Genomic DNA, 22,677 nt, shown 5'->3' with positions numbered 1-22,677 from the left:
ACGGGACCGGGCCCGGGGCACCCCTCCGTACGGCACTCCGTTCAGCGTTCGAAGCGGTACCCCATGCCCGGTTCGGTGACGAAGTGGCGCGGGTGGGACGGGTCGCGCTCCAGCTTGCGGCGGAGCTGCGCCATGTACACCCGGAGGTAGTTGGTCTCCGTGCCGTACGAGGGTCCCCAGACCTCCTGGAGGAGCTGCTTCTGGCCGACCAGGCGGCCGCCGTTGCGGACGAGGACTTCGAGGAGGTGCCATTCGGTGGGGGTGAGCCGGACGTCCCGGCCGTCGCGGTGGACCTTCTTCGCCGCCAGGTCGACGGTGAAGTCCTCGGTCTCGACCAGGGCGATCCCGCCCTCGGGGACGCCGACCGGCTCGTTGCGGCGCACGGCGGCGCGCAGCCGGGCGAGCAGTTCGTCCATGCCGAACGGCTTGGTGACGTAGTCGTCGGCGCCCGCGTCGAGGGCCTCGACCTTCTCGTCGGAGGTCTGCCGGGCCGAGAGGACCAGGATCGGCACCCGCGTCCAGCCGCGCAGGCCCTTGATGACCTCGACGCCGTCCATGTCGGGCAGGCCGAGGTCGAGGACGACGACGTCGGGGTGCCGGTCGGCGGCGAGCCGGAGGGCGGTGGCGCCGTCGGGGGCGGAGTCGACCTCGTACTTCCGCGCCTTGAGGTTGATCACCAGGGCGCGGACGATCTGGGGCTCGTCGTCGACCACGAGGACCCGGGTCATGGGGGAACGCCTTCCTTTTCGGCCGCCGTACGGGCGGACGGGGCAGTGGTACGGGTACGGGGCGGGGGCGCGGTTCAGGTCACCGCGTGGGCCGGCAGGTCGGCGGCGTGGGCCGGGGGCCCGCCGCGCGCGGCCCGCAGGGTGAGCACCATGGTGAGGCCGCCGCCCGGGGTGTCCTCGGCGCCGAGGGTCCCGCCCATCGCCTCGGCGAAGCCGCGGGCCACCGCCAGGCCGAGGCCGACGCCGGAGCCGCGCGGGGCGTCGCCGAAGCGCTGGAAGGGCTCGAAGATGCCGTCCTTGGCCTCGTCGGGGACACCGGGGCCGCGGTCCACGACCCGCAGTTCGACCCGGTCGCCCAGGGCGCTGGCGGCGACGGTGACGGGCACGCCCCCGGGGCTGTACTTCACGGCGTTCTCCACGATGTTGGCGACGGCCCGCTCCAGGAGGCCCTTGTCGACCTCGACCATGGGCAGCGTCTCGGGGATGTCGAGCTCGGCGCTGCCGTCCGGCACTCCCCCGAGGGCCATGGGGACGACCTCGTCGAGGTCCACGACCCGCATGAGGGGGGCGACGGTGCCGGTGCGGAGCCGGGACATGTCGAGGAGGTTGCCGACGAGGTGGTCGAGGCGGTCGGCCCCGGCCTCGATGCCCTCCAGGAGCTCGGCCCGGTCCTGCTCGGACCACTCGACGTCGTCGGAGCGGAGGGAGGAGACGGAGGCCTTGATGCTCGCGAGCGGGGTCCGCAGGTCGTGGCTGACGGCGGCGAGCAGGGAGGTGCGGATCTTGTTGCCCTCGGCCAGCTTCCGGGCCTCCTCCGCCTCGCCGACGAGCCGCTGCCGGTCGAGGACGACGGCGGCCTGGGCGGCGAAGGCGCCGAGGACCCGCCGGTCCTCGGCGGGCAGCACCCGGCCGGAGAGGGCGAGCGCCAGGCGGTCCCCGACCGGCATGTCGGCGTCCGCCTCCTCCGGGCGGGCCGCCGGGTGGGGGCCGACGCTCGCGACGGGCGTCCACGGTTCGACCTCGTCCTCGCGCTCCAGGAGGGCGACCGACTCCATGGAGAAGGTCTCGCGGACCCGTTCGAGGAGCGCGTCGAGGCTGGTCTCGCCGCGCAGCACGCTGCCCGCGAGGTACGAGAGCACCTCGGACTCGGCGCGCAGCCGGGCGGCCTGGTGGGTGCGGCGGGCGGCCAGGTCGACCACCGAGGCGACCGACATGGCGACGCCGAGGAAGACGGCGAGGGCGACGATGTTCTTGGGGTCGGCGATGGTGAGCCGGTGGACGGGCGGGGTGAAGAACCAGTTGAGGAGGAGCGAGCCGGCGGCGGCCGAGGCGAGCGCCGGCAGGAACCCGCCGAGCAGCGCGGCGGCCACCGTCAGGGCGAGGAAGAGCAGCATGTCGTTGGCGAGCCCGAGGTCGGCGTCGACATGGGTGAGGAGCAGGGCGAGGCAGGCGGGTCCGGCGACGCCGATCGTCCAGGCGGCGAGGATCCGGGAGCGGCCGAGGCGGGCGCCGCGCGCCACCGGCAGGCCGCGGCCCTTGGCGACCTCGCCGTGGGTGACGATGTGGACGTCCAGGTCGGGCCCGGAGTCGCGGGCGACGGTCTGGCCGACGCCGGGGCCGAAGACGTACTGCCAGGACCGGCGGCGGCTGGAGCCGAGGACGATCTGGGTGGCGTTGACGCCGCGGGCGAACTCCAGGAGCGCGGTGGGGACGTCGTCGCCGATGACGTGGTGGAACGTCCCGCCGAGGTCCTCGACCAGGGTGCGCTGGACGGCCAGCTCCTTCGGGGAGGCCGCGGTGAGGCCGTCGCTGCGGGCGATGTAGACGGCGAGGACCTCGCCGCCGGCGCCCTTCTCGGCGAGCCGGGTGGCCCGGCGTATGAGGGTGCGGCCCTCGGGTCCGCCGGTCAGGCCGACGACGATGCGCTCCCGGGCCTGCCAGGTGGAGCGGATGTTGTGCTCGCCCCGGTACTTGCGGAGGTACTCGTCCACCCGGTCGGCGGTCCAGAGCAGCGCCAGCTCGCGCAGGGCGGTGAGGTTGCCGGGGCGGAAGTAGTTGGAGAGGGCCGCGTCGACCTTGTCGGAGGTGTAGACGTTGCCGTGGGCCATCCGGCGGCGCAGCGCCTCCGGGCTCATGTCGACCAGTTCGATCTGGTCCGCCCGGCGCACGACCTCGTCGGGGACGGTCTCCCGCTGGCGCACGCCCGTGATCGCCTCGACCACGTCGCCGAGCGACTCCAGGTGCTGGATGTTGACGGTGGAGACGACGTCGATGCCGGCCGCGAGCAGTTCGGCGACGTCCTGCCACCGCTTGGGGTTGCGGGAGCCGGGCGCGTTCGTGTGGGCGAGCTCGTCCACGAGGGCGACCGCGGGGCGGCGGGCCAGGACCGCGTCGACGTCCATCTCGGTGAGGGCGGCGCCCCGGTGCTCCAGGGTGCGGCGCGGCACCTGCTCCAGGCCGCGCAGCACGGTCTCCGTGCGCGGGCGTCCGTGGTGCTCCACGAACGCCACCACGCAGTCCGTGCCGCGCTCCACCCGGCGGTGGCCCTCGGAGAGCATCGCGTAGGTCTTGCCGACGCCCGGCGCAGCGCCGAGGTAGATGCGTAGCTTGCCGCGTCCCATGGACCGACCATACGTCCAGCCGATCGGACGCCCCGCACGCGGAGAACGGTCCGGGGCGGTATTGACGTGATCCTGATGCCGGACAGGCCCTAAGCCTCAGGTCTCCAGGATCTCGCCGTCGCGCAGCTCCAGGACCCGGTCCGCCAGGCCGAGGAGCTGGGGGTCGTGGGTGGCGACCAGGGCCGTGCAGCCCTCGCTGCGGACCACCGCGCGCAGCAGCTGCATGACGGCGAGGCCGGTCTCGGCGTCGAGCTGGCCGGTCGGCTCGTCGGCTATGAGCAGGGCCGGCCTGTTGGCGAGGGCGCGGGCGATGGCGACGCGCTGCTGCTGGCCGCCGGAGAGCTCGCCGGGCCGCTGGGCCGCGTGGTCGGCGAGGCCCACCAGTCCGAGCAGCAGGGCCACCCGCTCCTCGCGCTCCTTCGGGTCGGCCCTGCGCAGCCGCAGGGGGACGCCCACGTTCTCCGCGGCGGAGAGGATCGGGAGGAGACCGAAGGACTGGAAGATGAAGCCGATCCGGTCGCGGCGCAGCTCCAGGAGCCCGCTCTCGCCGAGCGTGGAGAGGTCGGTGCCGTCGATGACGATCCGGCCGCCGTCGGCGCTGTCGAGGCCGCCCACGAGGTTGAGCAGGGTCGTCTTGCCGGAGCCGGAGCGGCCCTTGAGCGCGACGAGCTCGCCGCGCGGGATGTCGAAGGAGACGCCGCGCAGGGCGTGGACCGCGGCCTCGCCCGTGCCGTACGAGCGGCGCAGGTCCTCGACGCGGACCATGGGCCGGTCCGCCGGGTCCTCGACGACGGCCGTCGCGGACCCCGTGCTGCTCTCGCTCACCGTGTGCTCCCCCTCTTCGAACGTGTGCGCTCGCCAGTATGGTCCGGCGCGGGGCCGGAGGGCCAGGGGCGGGGCTCCGGCCTGTGGACAACCGGGGGAGGGCGGAAAACGCCGGTGGGCCGTCCCCCGACCGCGCGGTCGGGGGACGGCCCACCGGCCTTGTCCATGGGCTTCCGCAGCCCGTCGTTCAGCGGATCTCGGAGATCTCCGGGCCGCGCTGGAGCTGGCCCATGCCGCCGGAGAAGCGGGAGTTCTCCTGCTCCTCCTGCTGCACGCCGTCCGGCACCATCTGCGCGTCGTTCGGCAGCTTGAGGACGATCGGGTCGCGCGGGGCCATCGGGCCGTCGCCGCGGACGACCACGGTGTCGCGGACGATCTGCTCCAGGAGGCCGGCCGCCTCGGGCTGGACCGCGCCCTGCCCGGAGATCACTCCGCGCAGGAACCAGCGGGGCCCGTCGACGCCCACGAAGCGCACGAGCTGCACGCCCCGGTTGCCGTCCGGCAGCTGCACGGGGACCTGCGCGCGCAGCTCCCAGCCCAGCGGTCCCTCGACCTCGTCGATGACACCGCCCTGCTCCACGATGCCCGTGGCGATCTCGTCACGGACCTCGCCCCAGATGCCCTCGTTCTTGGGGGCGGCGAAGGCCTGGAGCTGCACGGCGCTGTCGCGCAGCACGACGGTGGCCGCGACGATCGCGTCGCCCGCCACCTCGACCCGCAGCTCCATGCCCTCGACGCCGGGTACGAAGATCCCGCCGAGGTCCACGCGGCCCTCGTCGGGCTTGGTGACCTCGGAGATGTCCCAGGGCCCGTCGGGCCGGGGCGCGGGCGGAAGGTTCACCCGGCGCGGCGCGGCCGCGTCCTCGTCCTCCACCGCGTCGACGACCTGCTCGGCCTCGCCCGCCGCGTCCTCGGCGGCACCGCTCTTCTTGCGACGTCCGAACACGTCACTGTCCTTCCCGGTCGGATACGACCGAAGCGTATCGATTCCCACCCGTGGTGCCGTCCACGGCGGCGTGGCCGCCGGTGGACCCGAAGCCCCCCTCGGCCCGCGCCGAACCGGGAAGTTCCGCCACCTCGTGGAAGCGCACCTTCTCGACCTGCTGGACGACGAGTTGGGCAATCCGGTCGAATCGTTCGAACCGCACGCTCTCGCGCGGGTCGAGATTGACCACGATCACCTTGATCTCTCCACGGTACCCGGCATCCACCGTCCCCGGGGCATTCACGAGCGCCACTCCGCAGCGGGCCGCGAGGCCGGAGCGGGGATGCACGAAGGCGGCGTACCCGTCGGGGAGGGCCAGGGAGACGCCGGTGGGCAGGACGGCGCGCTCGCCGGGGGCCAGGACGGCGGCCTCCGTGGTCACGAGGTCGGCGCCGGCGTCGCCGGGGTGTCCGTAGGCCGGGATGGGGACCTCGGGGTCCACGCGCCGGATCAGTACGTCGACGGGGTTGCGCATCAGGGGTTCACCTCGAAGGCGCGGGCGCGCCTGACCTGGTCGGGGTCGGACATGGCCGCCCGGATCTCCTCCGGGCGCCCGTTGTCGATGAAGTGGTCGACCTTGACCTCGATGAAGAGGGCGTCGGCGCGGACGGCGACGGGGCCCTCGGGCCCGCCGATCCGGCCGACGGCGGTCGAGTAGAGCTTGCGGCCGTGCACGGCGGTGACGGCGGCCTCCAGGTGGAGCACGGTGCCGACCGGCACGGGCCGGAGGAAGTCGGTCTCCAGGCGTCCGGTCACGGCGATGACCCGCAGCAGCCAGTTGAGGGAGCCGAGGGTCTCGTCGAGCGCGGTGGCGAGGACGCCGCCGTGCGCGAGGCCGGGGGCGCCCTGGTGGTCGGCGGTGACCGTGAACTCGGCGGTGACGGTCACGCCCTCGCCCGCCCGCGCCTCCAGGTGGAGGCCGTGGGGCTGCCCGCCGCCGCATCCGAAACAGTGCCCGTAGTGCGAGCCGAGCAGCTCGCCGGGGGCCGGTGCGTCGGGGTGGCGTACCGGCGGTATGGCGTCGGCCGGCGGGGTGAGGGCGGCAGATGTTGCAGTCACAGGCGCAGACCTTACCCGCGCGGACGGACGCGGGTCGCGCCGTGCCAAGCTTGGACGCATGCAGCCTTCCGTACCGTCCCCGGCCCCCTCCCCCGAGTCCTCCGCCGCCCCGGCCGCGCCGCGCTTCGACGAGCGGCTGACGGCGCCCGGCTCCTGGTGGGCGATCGCGGGCCTGCTCGGCCTGTCGGGCGGTCTGATCATGTTCCCGTTCGGCACGGTCCCGATGCTGGGCGGTCTGATCGTGGCGGCGGTGCTCGCCGGTGCCGCGGTCTCCTCGTACGGCTCCGCCCGCGTCCGGGTGGTGGCCGGTTCGCTGGTGGCGGGGGACGCGCGGATCCCGGTCTCCGCCCTGGGGGCGGTCGAGGTCCTCGACGCGGAGGAGGCGCGCGCCTGGCGCACGCACAAGGCCGATCCGCGCGCCTTCATGCTGATGCGCAGCTACGTGCCGCGGGCGGTGCGGATCGAGGTGACGGACCCGGCGGACCCGACGCCGTACGTGTACCTGTCCACTCGCGAGCCGGAGGCCCTGGAGGCGGCCGTCGAGGCCGTACGGACCGGCACCGAGGGCTGAATGCCGAAGGTGCCGCCCACGCGGCGCAGGGGGCCTAGAAGCCCAGCTCCTCGGGGTTCTCGGGCTGCTCCAGCGGGGGCAGCTCCGGGAGGGCGTCCCAGGGGATCTGGCGCTCGCGCAGGTCCTTGCGGATGCGCGAGGCGAGCTTCTTGGTGTCGCGGCGGTTCATGACGGCGCCGACGGCGGCGCCCACCATGAACGGCATGAGGTTCGGCAGGTTGCGCACCATGCGCTTCATGATCTGCTGGCGCAGTTCGCGTTTGAGCTGTCCGCCGAGCGCCGCGTTGACGGTGGTGGGCTTGGTGGGGTCGATGCCCCGCTCCTCGGCCCAGGAGGTCAGATAGGCCGCCGAGCGCTGGGTGAGCCGGCCGGGGGGCCGCAGTCCGTACACCTCGTGCAGTTCGGCGATGAGTTTGAGTTCCACGGCGGCGACGCCGGTGATCTCGGCCGCCAGCTCGGCGGGCATGGCCGGGGGGACCGGGAGCATGGCGGCGGCGCCGATGCCGGCGCCCACGGTCGAGGAGGCGTTCGCCGCGCCGGTGACGAGCTTGTCGGCGATCTCCTCGGGGCCGAGCCCGGGGAACTGTTTGCGCAGGGTCGCCAGGTCGCGGACGGGGATCCGCGGGGCGAGGTCGATCAGCCGGTCGGCCAGATGACCGATGCCGGCCCTGGCGCTGTCTCCGCCGCGCTTCACGCCCTGCGCGACGCCGCGCCGGACGGCGTCGATCCGGTCGGGGTCGATCTTCAGTCTGTCGAGCCGGCCCCGTGCGGGGTCGGCGAGCCGTTTGACGGCGTCGAGGCGCCCGGCTCGTCGTGCTTCGACGGGCGACCCGTCGTCCTGCCCCGTGCCCCGCTCCGCGGGGAGGGGTGCCGCCTCCGGTGCGGTGACCGCTTCGAGCGAGGCCGGTAGGCCCCGCTCGTCGTCACGTGCGCCGAGGGAGGGCAGGGAGGCGGTGGGCTCGGCGTCGGGGGCCTCCTGGGCGCCCTCTGCCGGGCCTGGTCCGCCCTTGTCCGTCCGCGAGCTCCCGGGGAGCCGCAGACGCCGCTTCCGGGACGGTGTGTCGCCTGCCACGGCCGAGCGTTCTCAGTCGCAGTCGCGGCAGATGGGCTGACCGTTCTTCTCCCGGGCCAGCTGGCTCCGGTGGTGCACGAGGAAGCAGCTCATGCAGGTGAACTCGTCCGCCTGCTTGGGCAGGACCCGGACGGCCAGCTCCTCGTTCGAGAGGTCGGCGCCCGGAAGCTCCAGGCCTTCGGCGGCCTCGAACTCGTCGACGTCGACGGTCGAGGTCGACTTGTCGTTCCGGCGGGCCTTCAGTTCCTCAAGGCTGTCCGAGTCGACGTCGTCGTCGGTCTTGCGTGGGGTGTCGTAATCCGTTGCCATGTCGCTCTCCCCCTCTGGGTGGTTGCGGTGTCTCCAGCGCACGTAACGCGTGAGAGGTCGGACTTGTGCCCGACCTGAGGCGGAGATTTTGCCTCACATCAAGGTCTGTTACTCAATCGACACCCGTCGCGCCCTCTCACGAGTGATCGGCTTCGGGTGGCGAACCGGACCGTACACGGTCCCGCGGGCGTCCCTCGCGGGTGCCACCCCGTGTACTTCCCGTCATTCAGGGGCCCGGAAACCCGGACTTTTCCCGGTTTTCGGAGGGATTTACCCGTCACGGAGAGTGGGTGTCCGCACACCCCCTCCTGTGATCGATCACACATGAGCGTCTCAGGAGTGAGGTCACGGAATTCCGCGCAAAGCGAACGGAACCGGTCGGCACGTGCAGTGTGTCAGATCGGCAGAGTGACGCGCATCACGAGGCCGCCGCCCTCGCGGGGCTCCGCCATGATGCGGCCGCCGTGGGCGCGGGCCACGGACCGGGCGATCGACAGGCCGAGCCCGACCCCCTTGTCGCTGCCGGTCCGCTCCTGCCGGAGCCGCCGGAACGGCTCGAAGAGGTTGTCGATCTCGTACGCGGGGACCACGGGTCCCGTGTTCGAGACGAGCAGCACCGCCCGGCCGTGTTCGACCTCGGTGGCGACCTCCACCCAGCCGCCCTCCGGCACGTTGTACCGCACGGCGTTCTGGAGCAGGTTCAGGGCGATCCGTTCGAGCAGGACGCCGTTGCCCTGGACGACGGCGGGTGCCCGCTCGCCCCGGATCTCGACGCCCTTGGCCTCGGCCTCCGCGTGCACCTGGTCGATGCCCCGCTCGGCGACCTCGGCGAGGTCGACGGCCTTGCGCTCGATGATCTGGTTGTCGCTCCGGGCGAGCAGCAGCAGGCCCTCGACGAGCTGTTCGCTGCGCTCGTTGGTGGCGAGCAGGGTCTTGCCGAGCTGCTGGAGCTCCACGGGCGCCCCGGGGTCGGAGAGGTGCACCTCCAGGAGGGTGCGGTTGATCGCGAGCGGGGTCCGCAGCTCGTGCGAGGCGTTCGCGACGAACCGCTGCTGGGCGGTGAAGGCCCGCTCCAGGCGCTCCAGCATCTCGTCGAAGGTGTCGGCCAGCTCCTTGAGCTCGTCGTCCGGGCCGTCCAGCTCGATCCGCCGGGACAGGTCGGAGCCGGCCACCTGGCGGGCGGTGCGGGTGATCCGGCCGAGCGGGGAGAGCACCCGTCCCGCCATGGCGTAGCCGAAGGCGAAGGCGATGATGCTCAGGCCCAGCAGGGCGAAGAGCGAGCGGCGCAGGAGGTCTTCCAGGGCCCGGTCGCCCTGGTGCCGCAGACAGAGCGTGACGGCGTCGTTGAGCTGGTCGCCGGTGCTCTTCACGGGCAGCTCGCACCAGGAGGTGGTCGGCTGGACCGTGCCGTCGACCACCTTGAAGGGCAGCTGGGCCGCGCTGTCGCTGAGGGCCTGCGCGGTGAAGAGGTAGATGATCGAGAGCAGCAGGATGCCCGCGATCAGGAACATCCCGCCGTACAGCAGGGTGAGCCGTATCCGGATGGTCGGGCGCAGGAGCGGGCGGACCGGGTCCCTGGGGTCCCAGGTCGGCTTGGGAGGCGCCTGGGGGTGGGGCGCTGGGGTGGTGGCCATGGGCTCAGATCCGGTACCCGGAGCCGGGCACGGTGACGATGACGGGGGGCTCGCCGAGCTTGCGGCGCAGGGTCATGACGGTGACGCGGACCACGTTGGTGAACGGGTCGGTGTTCTCGTCCCAGGCCTTCTCCAGGAGCTGCTCGGCCGAGACGACGGCGCCCTCGCTGCGCATGAGGACCTCCAGGACGGCGAACTCCTTCGGCGCGAGCTGGACCTCGCGGCCGTCGCGGAAGACCTCGCGGCGGTTCGGGTCGAGCTTGATGCCGGCGCGCTCCAGGACGGGCGGGAGGGGGACGGTCGTACGCCGGCCGAGGGCCCGCACGCGCGCGGTGAGCTCGGTGAAGGCGAAGGGCTTGGGGAGGTAGTCGTCCGCGCCCAGCTCCAGGCCCTCCACGCGGTCGCTGACGTCGCCGGAGGCGGTGAGCATCAGGACGCGGGTGGGCATGCCCAGCTCGACGATCCGGCGGCAGACGTCGTCGCCGTGCACGAGGGGCAGGTCGCGGTCGAGGACGACGACGTCGTAGTCGTTGACCCCCACGCGCTCCAGGGCCGCCGCTCCGTCGTACACGACGTCGACGGCCATGGCCTCCCGGCGCAGTCCGGTGGCCACCGCATCGGCGAGCAGCTGCTCGTCCTCGACGACGAGTACGCGCACGTCGTACATCCTTCCGTTGAGCCGCGACCCGGGACGGGGACCGGCCGGTACCTGAGCTGACTGTGGGTGTCCATCCTGCCCCGTACGCGCGTAAACCGGCTGTAAGGCGGCGGTGCGGGCCCGGGGCGGGCGGGACCCCGCCGAGGGGCGCCGAGAATTCACCTGATTCGCGGGCCAGTTGAGGTTTCCCCGGGGAAAGGGCTGGGGAGGACGACTGCACACCCCGCGATCACGCCCTGTATGTGGCGTACCACCCGGCGCTCTCTGTCCCCCAGAGACCACGGTGCGTGATCCGACCCACCCTCGGCACACCCCCGTGCCACTCGACCCATGACGAGGGGGCGCACGATGGACGCTTTCACCGCCGGCCTGCTGCAGCGCATCAGGACCACGCAGACGGACCTCACGCGGGCGCGTGAGACGGGAGACGACTACCTGGTGGAGGTGGAGCAGGCGGAGCTGGAGGACCTGCACCGCCTGGCCGCCGAGCACGGTGTGGAGGTGGCCGCGCCGGGCGCCTGACCCCGCCCGCTCCCACCGGCGGAGCCGTACGCCCGCGCGAGGGCCCCGGTGCCACGGACGGCACCGGGGCCCTCGCCCGTACGGGATGTACGGGGCGTGCGGGACGGGGTCAGTCGTGCCAGGCCCCCAGCTCCTCCAGGAGCTCCTGGAGGGGTGCGAAGAGGCCCGGGGAGGCCGCCACCGTCAGGTCGCCGGACTCCGGCTCCCCCGGGCGGCCGCCGGTCAGGGCGCCCGCCTCGCGGGCGATCAGCGCGCCCGCCGCGAGGTCCCAGGGGTTGAGGCCGCGCTCGTAGTACGCGTCGAGGCGGCCCGCGGCGACGTCGCAGAGGTCGAGGGCGGCCGAGCCTCCGCGCCGGATGTCGCGGACGCGCGGGATCACCTGCCGGGCCACCTCGGCCTGGTGGGCGCGCCGGGTCTGCACGTAGGCGAAGCCGGTGCCGACCAGGGCCTGGTCGAACGCGGGCGAGGGGCGGACGGCGAGCCGCCGGTCCCCCGCGTACGCGCCGCGGCCGAGGACCGCGTGGTAGGTCTCGCCGCGCATCGGGGCCTCGACCACGCCGACGACGGTCTCGCCGTCCCGTTCGGCGGCGATCGAGACGCCCCAGGTGGGCAGGCCGTAGAGGTAGTTCACGGTGCCGTCGAGCGGGTCGATGACCCAGCGGACACCGCTGGTGCCGGGGGTGGCGGCGCCCTCCTCGCCGAGGAGGCCGTCCTGCGGGCGGTGCTCGGCGAGGAAGTCGGTGATCAGCTTCTCGGCGGCGATGTCCATCTCGGTGACCACGTCGATGGGGCTCGACTTGGTCCTCGCCACGGCCAGGTCGTCGGGCCGGCCGTCGCGCAGCAGCGCTCCGGCCCGCCGGGCGGCCTCCAGGGCGAGCTCGCGCAGTTCGGTGAGCAGGGGGTCGGGAACCTCGGTCATGGGATCTCCTTGCGCGTACGGCTTCACTTGGTCACCTGCTTCACCCGCACGGGCGGGGTTCCTATGCGTAGGGGCTGTCGGCGCCGGCCGCCGCGGGTCGTTCCGTCCTTGCCGGGCAGCAGCCGATGGGGCACAGGTCGTGGGAGGGTCCGAGGGCGCCCAGGGCGCACCGCTCCACCCTGGTCCCCCGCTCTGTCGCGGCCCGCTCCAGGACGAGGTCGCGGACGGCGGCGGCGAAGCGGGGGTCGGAGCCGACGGTGGCCGAGCGCCGGACGGGCAGGCCGAGTTCGGCCGCCTTGGCCGTGGCCTCGGTGTCGAGGTCGTACAGGACCTCCATGTGGTCGGAGACGAAGCCGATCGGGACCATGACGGCGGCGGGCGCCCCGGCGCCGTGCAGCTCCTCCAGGTGGTCGCAGATGTCGGGCTCCAGCCACGGGATGTGCGGGGCGCCGCTGCGGGACTGGTAGACGAGCTTCCAGGGGCGGTCGACGCCGGTCCGCTCGCGGACGGCGTCGGCGATCGTCCGTGCCACGTCGAGGTGCTGGCGCACGTAGGCCCCGCCGTCGCCGTGCCCGGTGGCCGGTCCCGAGGTGTCGGCGGCGGAGTCGGGGATGGAGTGCGTGGTGAAGGCCAGGTGGGCGCCGTCGCGCACGGCGGGGTCGAGGTCGGCGAGGGAGGCGAGGACGCCCTCGGTCATGGGCTCGACGAAGCCGGGGTGGTTGAAGTAGTGGCGGAGCTTGTCGACGCGGGGCAGCGGGAGCCCCTCGGCCTCCAGGGTCGCGAGCGCGTCGGCGAGGTTCTCGCGGTACTGGCGGCAGCCGGAGTACGAGGCGTACGCGCTGGTGGTGAGGACGGCGATGTGGCGCCGTCCGTCGGTGACCATCTCCCGGAGGGTGTCGGTGAGGTACGGCGCCCAGTTCCGGTTGCCCCAGTGGACCGGGAGGCCGAGTCCGGCCTGCGCGAAGTCCTTGCGCAGCGCGTCGAGGAGGGCGCGGTTCTGGTCGTTGATCGGGGAGACGCCGCCGAAGAGGAAGTAGTGCTGCCCCACCTCCTTGAGCCGTTCCTTCGGGATGCCGCGGCCGCGCGTCACGTTCTCCAGGAACGGGACCACGTCGTCCGGGCCCTCGGGACCGCCGAAGGAGAGCAGCAGCAGGGCGTCGTACGGGGCGGGATCGTGCTGATCGGACATGGCACCGATCCTCCCACCCGGGCCCGGGGGCGGGTGGCGCGGCCCGTCGGAAGGGGTGTCGGCGGGCGTCGGCGCGGGCCGTCCGAAAAGGGGGGTGACCCATTCAGTTCAAAGCCGTAGGCTTTAGCTGTTAACTACACGTGCCCGGCGGTCGCGCAGGGGCGCGTGACGAGTCGTCGCGCGGAGCCAGCTCCGAAGCACGGAGATTCCGGAGACCCTCTTGCCCAGTCCCTACCGCGCGATCTTCGCGGCGCCCGGAGCGGCGTCGTTCTCCGTCGCCGGGTTCTTCGGCCGGATGCCCCTGTCCATGATGGGCATCGGCATCGTCACCATGATCTCGCAGGTCACCGGCCGGTACGGGCTGGCCGGCGCGCTCTCGGCGACGCTCGCGGCGTCCGCCGCGTTCCTCGGCCCCCTGGTCTCGCGCCTGGTCGACCGGCACGGGCAGCGCCGGGTGCTCCGGCCGGTGACGCTGGTGTCGCTGGCCGCGGGCGCCGGGCTCCTCCTCTGCGTGCAGCGGGGGGCGCCGGACTGGACGTACTTCCTCTTCACCGCCGCGATCGGCTGCGTGCCGAGCGTCGGCGCGATGATCCGGGCCCGCTGGGCGGAGATCTACCGGGGCGAGGGGCGGAGCCTGCACACGGCGTACTCCTGGGAGTCGATCGTGGACGAGGTGTGCTTCATCTTCGGCCCGATCATCTCCATCGGCCTGTCCACGACCTGGTTCCCCGAGGCCGGTCCGCTGCTCGCCGGGGTGTTCCTCGCGATCGGCGTCTTCTGGCTGACCGCGCAGCGCGCCACGGAGCCCCGGCCGCACCCCCGGCGGGGCGGCGAGCGGGACGCCTCCCTGCTCCGCTCCCCCGGTCTGCGGGTCCTGGTCCTCGCCTTCGTCGCCACCGGCGCCGTCTTCGGCTCGGTGGACGTGGTGACCGTGGCCTTCGCCGAGGAGCAGGGGCACAAGGCCGCCGCCAGCCTCGTCCTGGCCGTCTACGCGCTGGGCTCCTGCCTGGCCGGGGCCGTCTTCGGGCTGCTCCACCTCAAGGGCGAGCCGTCCCGCAGGTGGCTGCTGGGCGTCTGCGCGATGGCCGTGAGTATGATCCCCCTCCTACTGGCCGGGAACCTGCCGTTGCTGGCCGTGGCGCTCTTCGTCGCGGGCCTCTCCATCGCACCTACGATGGTGACCACGATGGCCCTCGTCGAAGCGCACGTACCGCGCACCAAGCTGACCGAGGGCATGACCTGGACGGGTACGGGTCTCGCGATCGGCGTGGCGCTCGGCTCCTCGGCCGCCGGCTGGGTGGTCGACGCGTCGGGAGCGGAGGCGGGGTACGTGGTGCCCGTCGTCTCGGGCGCGGCCGCGGTCGTGGTGGGTCTCCTCGGACACCGCCGGCTGCGCACGCCGGCGCCGAAGCGGGAGGGGCAGCGTGAGCGGGACGACCACAGCGGGGTCGGGGAGCAGCAGGACGGCGAGCGGTCCGTGGCGTAACTGGGCGGGGAACGTCACCTCCCGGCCGGTCCGCGAGGTGAGCCCGGCCTCGGCCGAGGAGCTCGCCGAGGCGGTGCGCCGGGCCGCCGAGGACGGGCTGCGGGTGAAGACGGTCGGCACCGGCCACTCCTTCACCGCGATCGCGGCCACCGACGGCGTGCTGATCCGGCCGGGGCTGCTGACCGGGATCCGGCGGATCGACCGCGAGGCGATGACCGTGACGGTCGAGTCGGGCACCTCCCTGAAGCGGCTCAACGTGGCGCTGGCCCGGGAGGGCCTGTCGCTCACGAACATGGGCGACATCATGGAGCAGACCGTCGCCGGGGCCGTCTCCACCGGCACCCACGGCACGGGCCGCGACTCGGCGTCGATAGCGGCGCAGATCCGCGCCCTCGAACTGGTGACGGCCGACGGGCAGCTGCTGACCTGTTCGGAGAAGGAGAATCCCGAGGTCTTCGCGGCCGCCCGGATCGGGCTCGGCGCCCTCGGCGTGGTCACCGCGATCACCTTCGCGGTGGAGCCGGTCTTCCTGCTCACCGCGCGCGAGGAGCCGATGAGCTTCGACCGGGTCACCTCGGAGTTCGACGCGCTGCACGCGGAGAACGAGCACTTCGAGTTCTACTGGTTCCCCCACACGGACAACTGCAACACCAAGCGCAACAACCGCAGCGCGGGCCCCGCCGCCCCTCCCGGGCGGATCAGCGGCTGGGTGGAGGACGAACTCCTCTCGAACGGGGTCTTCCAGCTCGCCTGCTCGCTGGGCAGGGCGGTGCCGCCGGTCGTCCCCGCCCTCGCCAAGGTCTCCAGCCGGGCCCTGTCGGCCCGTACGTACACCGACATCCCGTACAAGGTCTTCACCTCCCCGCGCCGGGTGCGCTTCGTGGAGATGGAGTACGCGCTGCCGCGCGAGGCCGCGGTCGCCGCGCTGCGCGAGGTCAAGGCGATGGTCGAGCGGTCGCCGCTCAAGGTGAGCTTCCCCGTGGAGGTGCGCACGGCCCCGGCGGACGACATCGCGCTGTCCACGGCCGAGGGCCGGGAGACCGCCTACATCGCCGTCCACCTCTACAAGGGGACGCCCCACCGGGCGTACTTCACCGCGGTGGAGCGCATCATGACGGCGCACGGGGGCCGTCCCCACTGGGGCAAGCTGCACACCCGCGACGCCGCCTACTTCTCCGAGGTCTACCCGCGCTTCGCCGAGTTCACGGCGCTGCGCGACCGGCTCGACCCGGACCGGCTCTTCGCCAACGACCACCTGCGGCGGATCCTGGGCGACTGAGAGCGCCCCGCCGAGCGCGAAAACGGCCGCCACGCGGGTGCGTGGCGGCCGTTCCCGTCCGATGCGGCGTCATTCGGTTCCGGGCTCCGCGCCCGTTCCGGTGTCGGGTCCCTCCGGTGCCGGGGCCGACGGGGCGGTCGGGGCCCCGGTCGGTCCCGTGCCGGTGGACGGCTCCCCGGTCGGGGCGGTCGGTCCCGTGGTGGGGCCGGTCGGCACGGGCGCGGGCGTCGTCCCGCCGTCGGTGGGCGGGGACGGGGCCGGCTCGGCCGACGGGGTCCCGGTCCGTCCGGTGTCCGGCCGCCCGGAGCTCCGGCCGTCCCCGCTCGGGGTGGAGCCGGGGCCGGAGGGGGTGCCGTCCCCGGGCCGCCCGGTGCCGTCGGAGGAACCGGAGGGCGCGGGCGTGGTCTCCCCGCCCGGGTCCGGCGCGTCCCGTCCGTCGTGCCCGCCGCCCCGGACGGCCGAGCCGAAGGTGGTGGTCCCCTGCCGGCCGCCGAAGTCCTCCCCGGCGACCAGTTCGTAGGCGGTGATGCCGCCCATGGTGACGCCGAAGACCAGGGCGGCGGCGATCACCGGGCGCTTCCAGCCCCGGACCCGGGTGCCGTGGACGGTCGCCTCGCCGAACTCCTCCCGCTCGGGGAGGGGCGGCGGGACCGTGGCGAGCAGCAGGGTGGGGTCGTCCGTGCGGGGTACGGCGGCGGTCCGGGCCGCGAGCGGGAGCCGGCGGGGCCTCGGCCTGGCGGCGGCGGTCGCGCCGCGGACCTGCTCGCCGGTGCGCCGGAAGACGTACTGGAAGAACGGACCGCCGCAGGTGGCGATGACGCTGATCACACCGGCGCCGACGATCGTGCCGTACACCCCGAGGGTGGAAGCGAGCTTGGCGGCGATGACCGCGGCCAGGGCGCTGCCCGAGACCTGGGCCACGCTCAGGTCGACCCTTCTCCTGCCGGTCTCCTCGCCCTTCTCCCGCTCCTCCGCCTTCGCCTCCTTCGGCTCGTCCGTGTCGGTCTCCGACCTCTGGCGCATCTCCAACCCCTGCCGACTCATCCGGGTGCCTTGCACCCAGAAGGGACAAATGGGGGAAGTGAATAGTTCCGTTTCCGCTCTTTCTGTGAAGAGCGCCACGCGCGGGGGAAGGGCGCGGAGACTCAACTCCCGCACCGCCCGAGAAGTTGGGCGGCGCGCCGGTCCACCCAGGTGGCCCGAATGGAGTACATTGACGAAACCTGGGTCCGGGCGCCCTCACGGGTGCCCGGGATCGCGGGAAGGGAGCCGGAGACGGCACTCGAACCGGCGGCGCTCGGCATCGCACGGGAACCGGCTGCACAGAGTGACCGCCAGTCACTCCGTGTAGCAGATGGGTAACCGTGCCATAACGGCGTTCCAGGGTCCACGCCCGACACGCGGGCAACTCGGCAAGGTAGTGGCAGGCTGCACCCGGGCAGGCCACACTCGACTAGCGGAAGCAGCGACGCACGTGACGTCGGCAGGCACCACCCGGGAGGTCCCCATGCCCGAACTGCGTGTCGTGGCCGTCTCCAACGACGGCACACGACTGGTGCTGAAGGCTGCTGACAGCACGGAGTACACACTTCCGATCGACGAGCGGCTCCGCGCCGCCGTGCGCAACGACCGCGCGCGCCTCGGCCAGATCGAGATCGAGGTGGAGAGCCACCTCCGCCCCCGCGACATCCAGGCGCGGATACGAGCCGGTGCCTCCGCGGAGGAGGTCGCCCAGCTCGCCGGCATCCCCGTCGACCGCGTGCGCCGCTTCGAGGGCCCCGTGCTCGCGGAGCGCGCCTTCATGGCGGAGCGGGCCCGCAAGACCCCGGTCCGCAGGCCCGGGGAGAACAGCGGCCCCCAGCTCGGCGAGGCGGTGCAGGAGCGGCTGCTGCTGCGCGGCGCCGAGAAGGACACCGTGCAGTGGGACTCCTGGCGGCGGGACGACGGCACCTGGGAGGTGCTGCTCGTCTACCGCGTCGCGGGCGAGGTCCACACGGCCAGCTGGACGTACGACCCGCCCCGGCGGCTCGTCCAGGCCGTGGACGACGAGGCGCGGGCCCTGATCGGCGAGACGGACGACACGATCGCCGCCGCACCGGAGCCCAGCTTCCCGTTCGTGCCGCGCATCGCCCGGCTGCCCCGGGACCGGCCGCTCGACCGCGCCCTGGACCGCCAGCTGGAGCGGGCCCCCGCGCCGCCGCCCGAGGCGGAGGACGAGCGGGACTCCCTGACGAGCCTCCTGGAGGCCGTGCCGAGCTTCCGGGGCGACATGGTCGTGCCCGAGCAGCCGGACTCCTCCGAGCCCGTGGAGGAGCCCGAGGCGGAGGAGCCGCCGGCGCCGGCCGCCTCGGCGGGCGCGGGCGCCGCGTACGCCGACGTCCTCATGCCCCGCGCGGTCTCGGGCCACCGCGACCGCCTCACCGGCACCACGGACCGCCAGGCCGAGGCGGACGGCGTCCGCCCGGGGCGGCGCGCGGCGGTGCCCAGCTGGGACGAGATCGTCTTCGGCACCCGGAGGAAGAAGCAGGACTGACCTCCGTACGGAGGTGACGGAGGTGTACGACGGGGCCCGCGCCACGGTTACGGCGCGGGCCCCGTCGTGTCCGGCCCTACTGCGGGTCCGGGCCCGTGGCCACCGGGCGGGACGGGTCGGCGGACCACTCCGACCAGGAGCCGGCGTAGAGGGCGGCCGGGATGCCCGCGATCTCCAGGGCGAGCACCTCGTGGGCGCCGGAGACGCCGGAGCCGCAGTAGACCGCGACCGGGGTCCCCTCGGCCGCGCCCAGGGCCGTGAACCGGTCCCGCAGGGCGTCGGCGGCCAGGAAGAGGCCCCCGGCACCGACGTTCTCGGTCGTCGGGGCCGAGACCGCGCCCGGGATGTGCCCGCCGACGCGGTCGATCGGCTCCACGTCCCCGCGGTAGCGCTCGGCCGCCCGCGCGTCCAGGAGCAGCCCCGAGCGGGCGAACGCCGCCGCCCCGTCGGCGTCGAGGAGGCCGAGGGCGCCCGGCTCCGGCCGGAAGTCGCCCGGCTCGGGCGCGGGGACCTTCTCCGTGAGCTCGCCCGTCCAGGCCGCGAGGCCCCCGTCCAGGACCCGCACGTCCGGGTGGCCCGCCCAGCGGAGCAGCCACCAGGCGCGGGCGGCGCCCCAGCCGGAGCCGCCGTCGTAGACGACGACCGGCCGGTCCGCGGAGACACCCGCGCGGCGCATCGCGGCGCCGAAGACCTCCGGGTCGGGCAGCGGGTGGCGGCCGCCGCTCCCGGGCGGTCCCGCGAGTTCCGTGTCCAGGTCGACGTAGACCGCGCCGGGCAGGTGACCGGCCTCGTAGGCGGGCCGCCCGGGCGGGCCGCCGAGCGCCCAGCGGACGTCCAGGAGGACCGGCGGCCGGGCCCCGGCCGACTCGCTCAGCAGTTCGCTTGCGGAGATGATGGGCTTCATGGATGCCATACTCGCGCAGCCGCACGGCCGCGCGGGACGGACCCGGCGTCTTCCCCGCGGAAGCGCGCCACGACGTGGTGCGTCCGGGGCGCACCGCGCCACCACCGGTTTCACCGCCGGACGGGGGCACGGCCACGACGATGGTCCGAGGAGAGGGTGACGATGACCGAGGCGACTCGGCGCCCACCCGGCACACCCTGTTGGGTGAGCCTGATGGTGCACGGGCTTGACGCCACGCAGGAGTTCTACCGGGCGCTCTTCGGCTGGGAGTTCGTGCCCGGCCCCGAGCAGCTCGGCCCGTACGTCCGCGCCCTGCTCGGCGGCAAGGAGGTGGCGGGCATCGGCCGGCTGCCGGCCGACCGGCACCTGCGCATCGCCTGGACCCCCTACCTGGCCACCGAGGACGCCGACGAGACCGCCGAGGGCGTCCGGGGCTGCGGCGGCACCGTCGCGGTGGGCCCGCTGGACGCCGGCGAGGCGGGCCGCATGGCGATCTGCTCCGATCCGATGGGCGCGGTCTTCGGCATCTGGCAGGCCGAGGCGCACCACGGCACGGCGACGGCGGGACCGCCGGGGACCCCGGTGTGGAACGAGCTCCTCACGTACGAGACGTCGATCGGCAAGTTCTACCGGACGGTCTTCGGCTTCGAGCTGGAGCCGGCCGACCCGCCCGGGGACGACTACGCGACGCTCTTCGTGGAGGGAACCCCCGTGGCGTCCCTGCACGGCGTCGGCGACGCGCTGCCCCGGGACCGGGGGCCGCACTGGATGACGTACTTCGAGGTGGCGGACGTGGACGCGGCCGCCCGGCTCGTCGTGGAGCTCGGCGGCCGGGTCCTGTCCCCGCCGCGCGACGGCACGGCGGGGCGGCTCGCCCTGGTGGCGGACCCGGAGGGCGCGGTCTTCACCCTGGTCAGGTCGGTCGGGCGCTGACCTGGTCGGGCGCCGACCGGGGCGGCCCGCGTACTCGTGCGACCGCGGCCGGTCGGCCCCGGTCGCTCAGCCGCGGTCACTCAGCCCCGGTCGCTCAGCCGCGGCGGCTGCGCGCGAGGCTGCGGCGCAGCCGGGACGCGGCGCCCGGGGCCGGGGCCGCCGTTCCGCCCGGCAGGCCCAGCAGGGTCAGCCGTTCGGCGTCGAAGTGGTGGGCGGTGCCGGGGGCGTCGTGGTGGGCGGCCAGGAAGCGGGCGGCCTCCTCCCGGAGCCCCGGGTGGCTCCCGTGCCGCATGCAGTAGCCGACGGCCCGGACCAGGGGCGTGAGCGAGGCGGGGGCAGGCCCGGGGACGGCGGGCTCCTCGCCCCGCTCCAGGTCCGCGACGAGGTGGTCGACCACGGTGAGCGGGATGCGGTTGCTGTTCTCGAAGGGGGTGAGCCGTGCCAGGACCTCGGCCGTGCCCACGCGCGCGACGGGCACGCCGTAGTACACGGCGGCGGTGAGCATCGCCGTGGAGAAGCAACCGACGACGAGCCGGGGCCTGCACCGCTCGTAGAAGGTCTCGGCGAGCAGCGGCCCGTCGAGGACCGTCAGGCGCACGCCGGTCCGTTCCGCCTCCTCGTCGAGGGCCCGGGAGTAGCGGACGGGGGCGCTCGGGTGCGGCTTGAAGACGATCGAGCGGTGTCCGGCGGCGGCCGCCCCGCGCAGCATCCGCACGTGCAGCTCCTCTTCCTCCTCGGCGGTGAGGAGGCTCAGGGCGGCGAGGTACTGGCCGAGCAGGAGGGCCGTGGGCCCGGCGGCGGCCGCCCGCGCGAGCGCCGGGTCGTCGGCCGCCTCCTCGGCGATCTCGGCGAGGACGGCGCGGAAGGCGTCGTCGGGGACGAGTTCGGGCTCGACGCCGTACTCGCTCAGGAGCAGGGGCCGCAGGCCCGGCACCAGGTCGAGGTGGAGGACCCGGCGGACGCGGCAGGCGACCGACTGGGCGAGGTCGTTGCGGGTGGGGCCGTAGCTCATCAGGCCGTCGGCGTAGACGTGCAGGGAGCTCTCGGGGAAGGCGACGGCGAGCGCCTTCGCGGGGTTGACCTGGATGGACTCGACGGCCAGCTCCACCGGGGCGTCGCCCAGGTCCCAGGCGGTGCGCAGCACGCGCTGCCAGAGCGGGGCCTCCTCGGGACGGGGGGCCCAGGCGGCGGGGTGGTACGGGTGGATCGTCTCGTTCCAGTCGAGGACGCCGTCGAAGCGGGCGGCGATCCGGCCGTAGCCGGTCATGGCCTCCAGGCGCAGCGCGGTCTCCGGGATCTCGGCGTTGCGCGAAATGAGCAGGAGCCGGCGGGAGTCCCCGCGTGGCCCGAACCGCCCGGCGTCGAGGGCGGCGGCCAGGGTGGCGGCGCCGTAGAGGGTGGAGACCTGGAAGACCTGGACGGGGCGGGCGTCCGGGGCGGGGGCCGCGCCGGGAGTCGTGTCGGAGGCCATGGTTCAGGCGGTCCTTCCGGTCTCGCGCAGGCTCCGGAGGAGGGTGCCGCGGCGGGTGTCCATGGTGGCGAGGGTCTCGTCGAGGACCCGCTGCGGCATGCGGCGCAGCGCGTCGCCGACGTCGGCGCGCAGCCGTTCGGCGACGGCGGGGTCGTACTTCCCGACCTTGCCCATGTGGAAGGCGATCATCGCGCAGTACGTGCGGACCGCCTTCGGCAGGAACCGGTCCGCCTCGGCGTCCCGGGAGACGTCGTCGAGCAGGAGGTCGTACGAGGGGATGAAGTCCAGCTGCCGGTTGTCGGTGATCTGGGTGAGCGAGGTGGTGACGCCCCGCCGGTAGAAGACGCCGTGCAGGGAGAGCGCCGCGAAGGTGCGGGCCTTGAGGTGGAGCCGCCAGATCCAGAGGCGGTCCTCGGCGGTCCTCAGGGACGTTTCGAAACGGGATGCGCCGTTCTCGAAGAGGCGGCTGCTGTAAATGCCGAAGGGGACGAAGGGATAGTCCACCATCGTCACCATGCTGGCCGGCGCGATGCCGTCCCTGGGGTCCATCACGGTGTCGCGCCGCTTGGCGGGGGCGTAGCGGATCTGGCGCTTGCGGCCCTCCGACAGGACGTGGTCGGTGCGGGCGAAGTCGCAGTCCAGGCGGGAGATTCCGGCGACGGCGGCGCTCAGGTGGCCGGGGGCGTACCAGTCGTCCCCGTCGAGGAAGGTGAGGTAGTCGCCGCGCGCCGCGTCGATCCCGGTGTTGCGCGCCTGGGCGACACCCAGGTTCGTCTCGTGCCGGATGACGGTGGCGTTCGGCAGGCGGTCGCGCCAGCGGTCGAGGATCTCCGGGGTGTCGTCCGTCGAGCAGTCGTCGACCAGCAGGAACTCGAATGCGGGATCGGCGTTGTGGGCGAGACTGCGCAGGGTGTCGGGGGCGTAGGCCCCGACGTTGTGGAACGGTACGACGACGGACAGTTTCGGCACTCGGTTTCCC

The 22,677-nt window shown here is 73.9% G+C and carries 22 protein-coding genes; 6 read left to right on the top strand and 16 right to left on the bottom strand.

Annotation, left to right across the window (positions count from 1 at the left end):
* Positions 1–41: 41 nt before the first annotated feature.
* The 6 genes from CP977_RS26095 to CP977_RS26070 form a co-directional block, all read right to left on the bottom strand.
* Positions 42–728 (bottom strand): response regulator, encoded by a 687-nt coding sequence (locus CP977_RS26095; RefSeq protein ID WP_062751819.1) that lies wholly within the window; start codon positions 726–728, stop codon positions 42–44.
* A gap of 74 nt (positions 729–802) precedes the next feature.
* Positions 803–3,349, bottom strand: a complete 2,547-nt coding sequence (locus CP977_RS26090; protein ID WP_152370897.1) for a sensor histidine kinase — start codon at positions 3,347–3,349, stop codon at positions 803–805.
* Positions 3,350–3,445: 96 nt separating this feature from the next.
* Positions 3,446–4,174: an ABC transporter ATP-binding protein gene (locus CP977_RS26085; protein ID WP_062751821.1), complete on the bottom strand. Its 729-nt coding sequence runs from the start codon at positions 4,172–4,174 to the stop codon at positions 3,446–3,448.
* Positions 4,175–4,361: 187 nt separating this feature from the next.
* Entirely contained in the window at positions 4,362–5,120 is a 759-nt protein-coding gene (locus CP977_RS26080) for a DUF3710 domain-containing protein (protein ID WP_062751822.1), read from the bottom strand.
* A gap of 1 nt (position 5,121) precedes the next feature.
* The gene (gene dut / locus CP977_RS26075; protein WP_062751823.1) at positions 5,122–5,634 is read right to left on the bottom strand and encodes a dUTP diphosphatase; all 513 of its coding nucleotides are present in this window, start codon (positions 5,632–5,634) and stop codon (positions 5,122–5,124) included.
* On the bottom strand, positions 5,634–6,218 hold the full coding sequence (locus CP977_RS26070; protein WP_030211231.1) for a PaaI family thioesterase: 585 nt from the start codon (positions 6,216–6,218) through the stop codon (positions 5,634–5,636). Before CP977_RS26070 ends, dut begins: the two co-directional genes overlap by 1 nt.
* 58 nt (positions 6,219–6,276) lie before the next feature.
* Here CP977_RS26070 and CP977_RS26065 point away from each other — a divergent pair, with 58 nt between their 5' ends.
* Positions 6,277–6,789: a DUF3093 domain-containing protein gene (locus tag CP977_RS26065; protein ID WP_062751824.1), complete on the top strand. Its 513-nt coding sequence runs from the start codon at positions 6,277–6,279 to the stop codon at positions 6,787–6,789.
* A 34-nt stretch (positions 6,790–6,823) separates the two neighbouring features.
* On the opposite strand, the gene CP977_RS26060 is transcribed toward CP977_RS26065, so the two are convergent.
* The 4 genes from CP977_RS26060 to CP977_RS26045 form a co-directional block, all read right to left on the bottom strand.
* A complete protein-coding gene (locus CP977_RS26060) occupies positions 6,824–7,861 on the bottom strand; it encodes a hypothetical protein (RefSeq protein WP_062751825.1) in 1,038 nt (345 codons plus the stop codon).
* A 12-nt stretch (positions 7,862–7,873) separates the two neighbouring features.
* Entirely contained in the window at positions 7,874–8,170 is a 297-nt protein-coding gene (locus CP977_RS26055; protein WP_003955561.1) for a DUF4193 domain-containing protein, read from the bottom strand.
* A 395-nt stretch (positions 8,171–8,565) separates the two neighbouring features.
* Positions 8,566–9,804, bottom strand: coding sequence for a sensor histidine kinase (locus CP977_RS26050; RefSeq protein WP_062751826.1), 1,239 nt, complete (start codon positions 9,802–9,804; stop codon positions 8,566–8,568).
* Positions 9,805–9,808: 4 nt separating this feature from the next.
* The gene (locus CP977_RS26045) at positions 9,809–10,462 is read right to left on the bottom strand and encodes a response regulator transcription factor (RefSeq protein ID WP_030211224.1); all 654 of its coding nucleotides are present in this window, start codon (positions 10,460–10,462) and stop codon (positions 9,809–9,811) included.
* 348 nt (positions 10,463–10,810) lie between these two features.
* Here CP977_RS26045 and CP977_RS34210 point away from each other — a divergent pair, with 348 nt between their 5' ends.
* Positions 10,811–10,984 carry a hypothetical protein gene (locus CP977_RS34210; RefSeq protein ID WP_167308975.1) on the top strand — a complete coding sequence of 58 codons (174 nt, stop codon included), beginning with the start codon at positions 10,811–10,813 and terminating at the stop codon, positions 10,982–10,984.
* A gap of 109 nt (positions 10,985–11,093) precedes the next feature.
* Here CP977_RS34210 and CP977_RS26040 read toward each other — a convergent pair whose 3' ends face one another.
* The gene (locus tag CP977_RS26040; RefSeq protein ID WP_062751827.1) at positions 11,094–11,903 is read right to left on the bottom strand and encodes an inositol monophosphatase family protein; all 810 of its coding nucleotides are present in this window, start codon (positions 11,901–11,903) and stop codon (positions 11,094–11,096) included.
* Positions 11,904–11,964: 61 nt separating this feature from the next.
* The gene (locus tag CP977_RS26035) at positions 11,965–13,092 is read right to left on the bottom strand and encodes a ferrochelatase (protein ID WP_062751828.1); all 1,128 of its coding nucleotides are present in this window, start codon (positions 13,090–13,092) and stop codon (positions 11,965–11,967) included.
* Positions 13,093–13,312: 220 nt separating this feature from the next.
* Between CP977_RS26035 and CP977_RS26030 the strand changes: the two genes are divergently transcribed.
* On the top strand, positions 13,313–14,578 hold the full coding sequence (locus CP977_RS26030) for an MFS transporter (RefSeq protein WP_062751829.1): 1,266 nt from the start codon (positions 13,313–13,315) through the stop codon (positions 14,576–14,578).
* On the top strand, positions 14,517–15,857 hold the full coding sequence (locus CP977_RS26025) for a D-arabinono-1,4-lactone oxidase (protein ID WP_062751830.1): 1,341 nt from the start codon (positions 14,517–14,519) through the stop codon (positions 15,855–15,857). The genes CP977_RS26030 and CP977_RS26025 overlap by 62 nt, the downstream gene beginning before the upstream one ends.
* Positions 15,858–15,926: 69 nt before the next feature.
* Here CP977_RS26025 and CP977_RS26020 read toward each other — a convergent pair whose 3' ends face one another.
* Positions 15,927–16,880 (bottom strand): hypothetical protein, encoded by a 954-nt coding sequence (locus CP977_RS26020; RefSeq protein WP_152370896.1) that lies wholly within the window; start codon positions 16,878–16,880, stop codon positions 15,927–15,929.
* 451 nt (positions 16,881–17,331) lie between these two features.
* Here CP977_RS26020 and sepH point away from each other — a divergent pair, with 451 nt between their 5' ends.
* The gene (sepH, locus tag CP977_RS26015; protein ID WP_079130996.1) at positions 17,332–18,390 is read left to right on the top strand and encodes a septation protein SepH; all 1,059 of its coding nucleotides are present in this window, start codon (positions 17,332–17,334) and stop codon (positions 18,388–18,390) included.
* A gap of 76 nt (positions 18,391–18,466) precedes the next feature.
* Here the strand turns inward: sepH and CP977_RS26010 are convergent, their stop codons facing one another.
* Positions 18,467–19,294 (bottom strand): sulfurtransferase, encoded by an 828-nt coding sequence (locus tag CP977_RS26010; RefSeq protein ID WP_152370895.1) that lies wholly within the window; start codon positions 19,292–19,294, stop codon positions 18,467–18,469.
* 162 nt (positions 19,295–19,456) lie between these two features.
* On the opposite strand from CP977_RS26010, the gene CP977_RS26005 reads away from it, so the two are divergent.
* Positions 19,457–20,227 carry a VOC family protein gene (locus tag CP977_RS26005; RefSeq protein ID WP_062751834.1) on the top strand — a complete coding sequence of 257 codons (771 nt, stop codon included), beginning with the start codon at positions 19,457–19,459 and terminating at the stop codon, positions 20,225–20,227.
* 94 nt (positions 20,228–20,321) lie between these two features.
* Here CP977_RS26005 and CP977_RS26000 read toward each other — a convergent pair whose 3' ends face one another.
* Complete coding sequence (locus tag CP977_RS26000; RefSeq protein ID WP_152370894.1) at positions 20,322–21,698, bottom strand: polysialyltransferase family glycosyltransferase; 1,377 nt, start codon at positions 21,696–21,698, stop codon at positions 20,322–20,324.
* Positions 21,699–21,701: 3 nt separating this feature from the next.
* Complete coding sequence (locus tag CP977_RS25995) at positions 21,702–22,667, bottom strand: glycosyltransferase family 2 protein (RefSeq protein ID WP_062751836.1); 966 nt, start codon at positions 22,665–22,667, stop codon at positions 21,702–21,704.
* Positions 22,668–22,677 lie beyond the last annotated feature (10 nt).

It is taken from the genome of Streptomyces cinereoruber (genome assembly GCF_009299385.1).
In the GTDB taxonomy this organism is placed as follows: Bacteria; Actinomycetota; Actinomycetes; order Streptomycetales; family Streptomycetaceae; genus Streptomyces; species Streptomyces bikiniensis.
The sequence above is the reverse complement of the archived record's forward strand: the minus strand, read 5'-3'. Positions and strand labels throughout refer to the sequence as shown.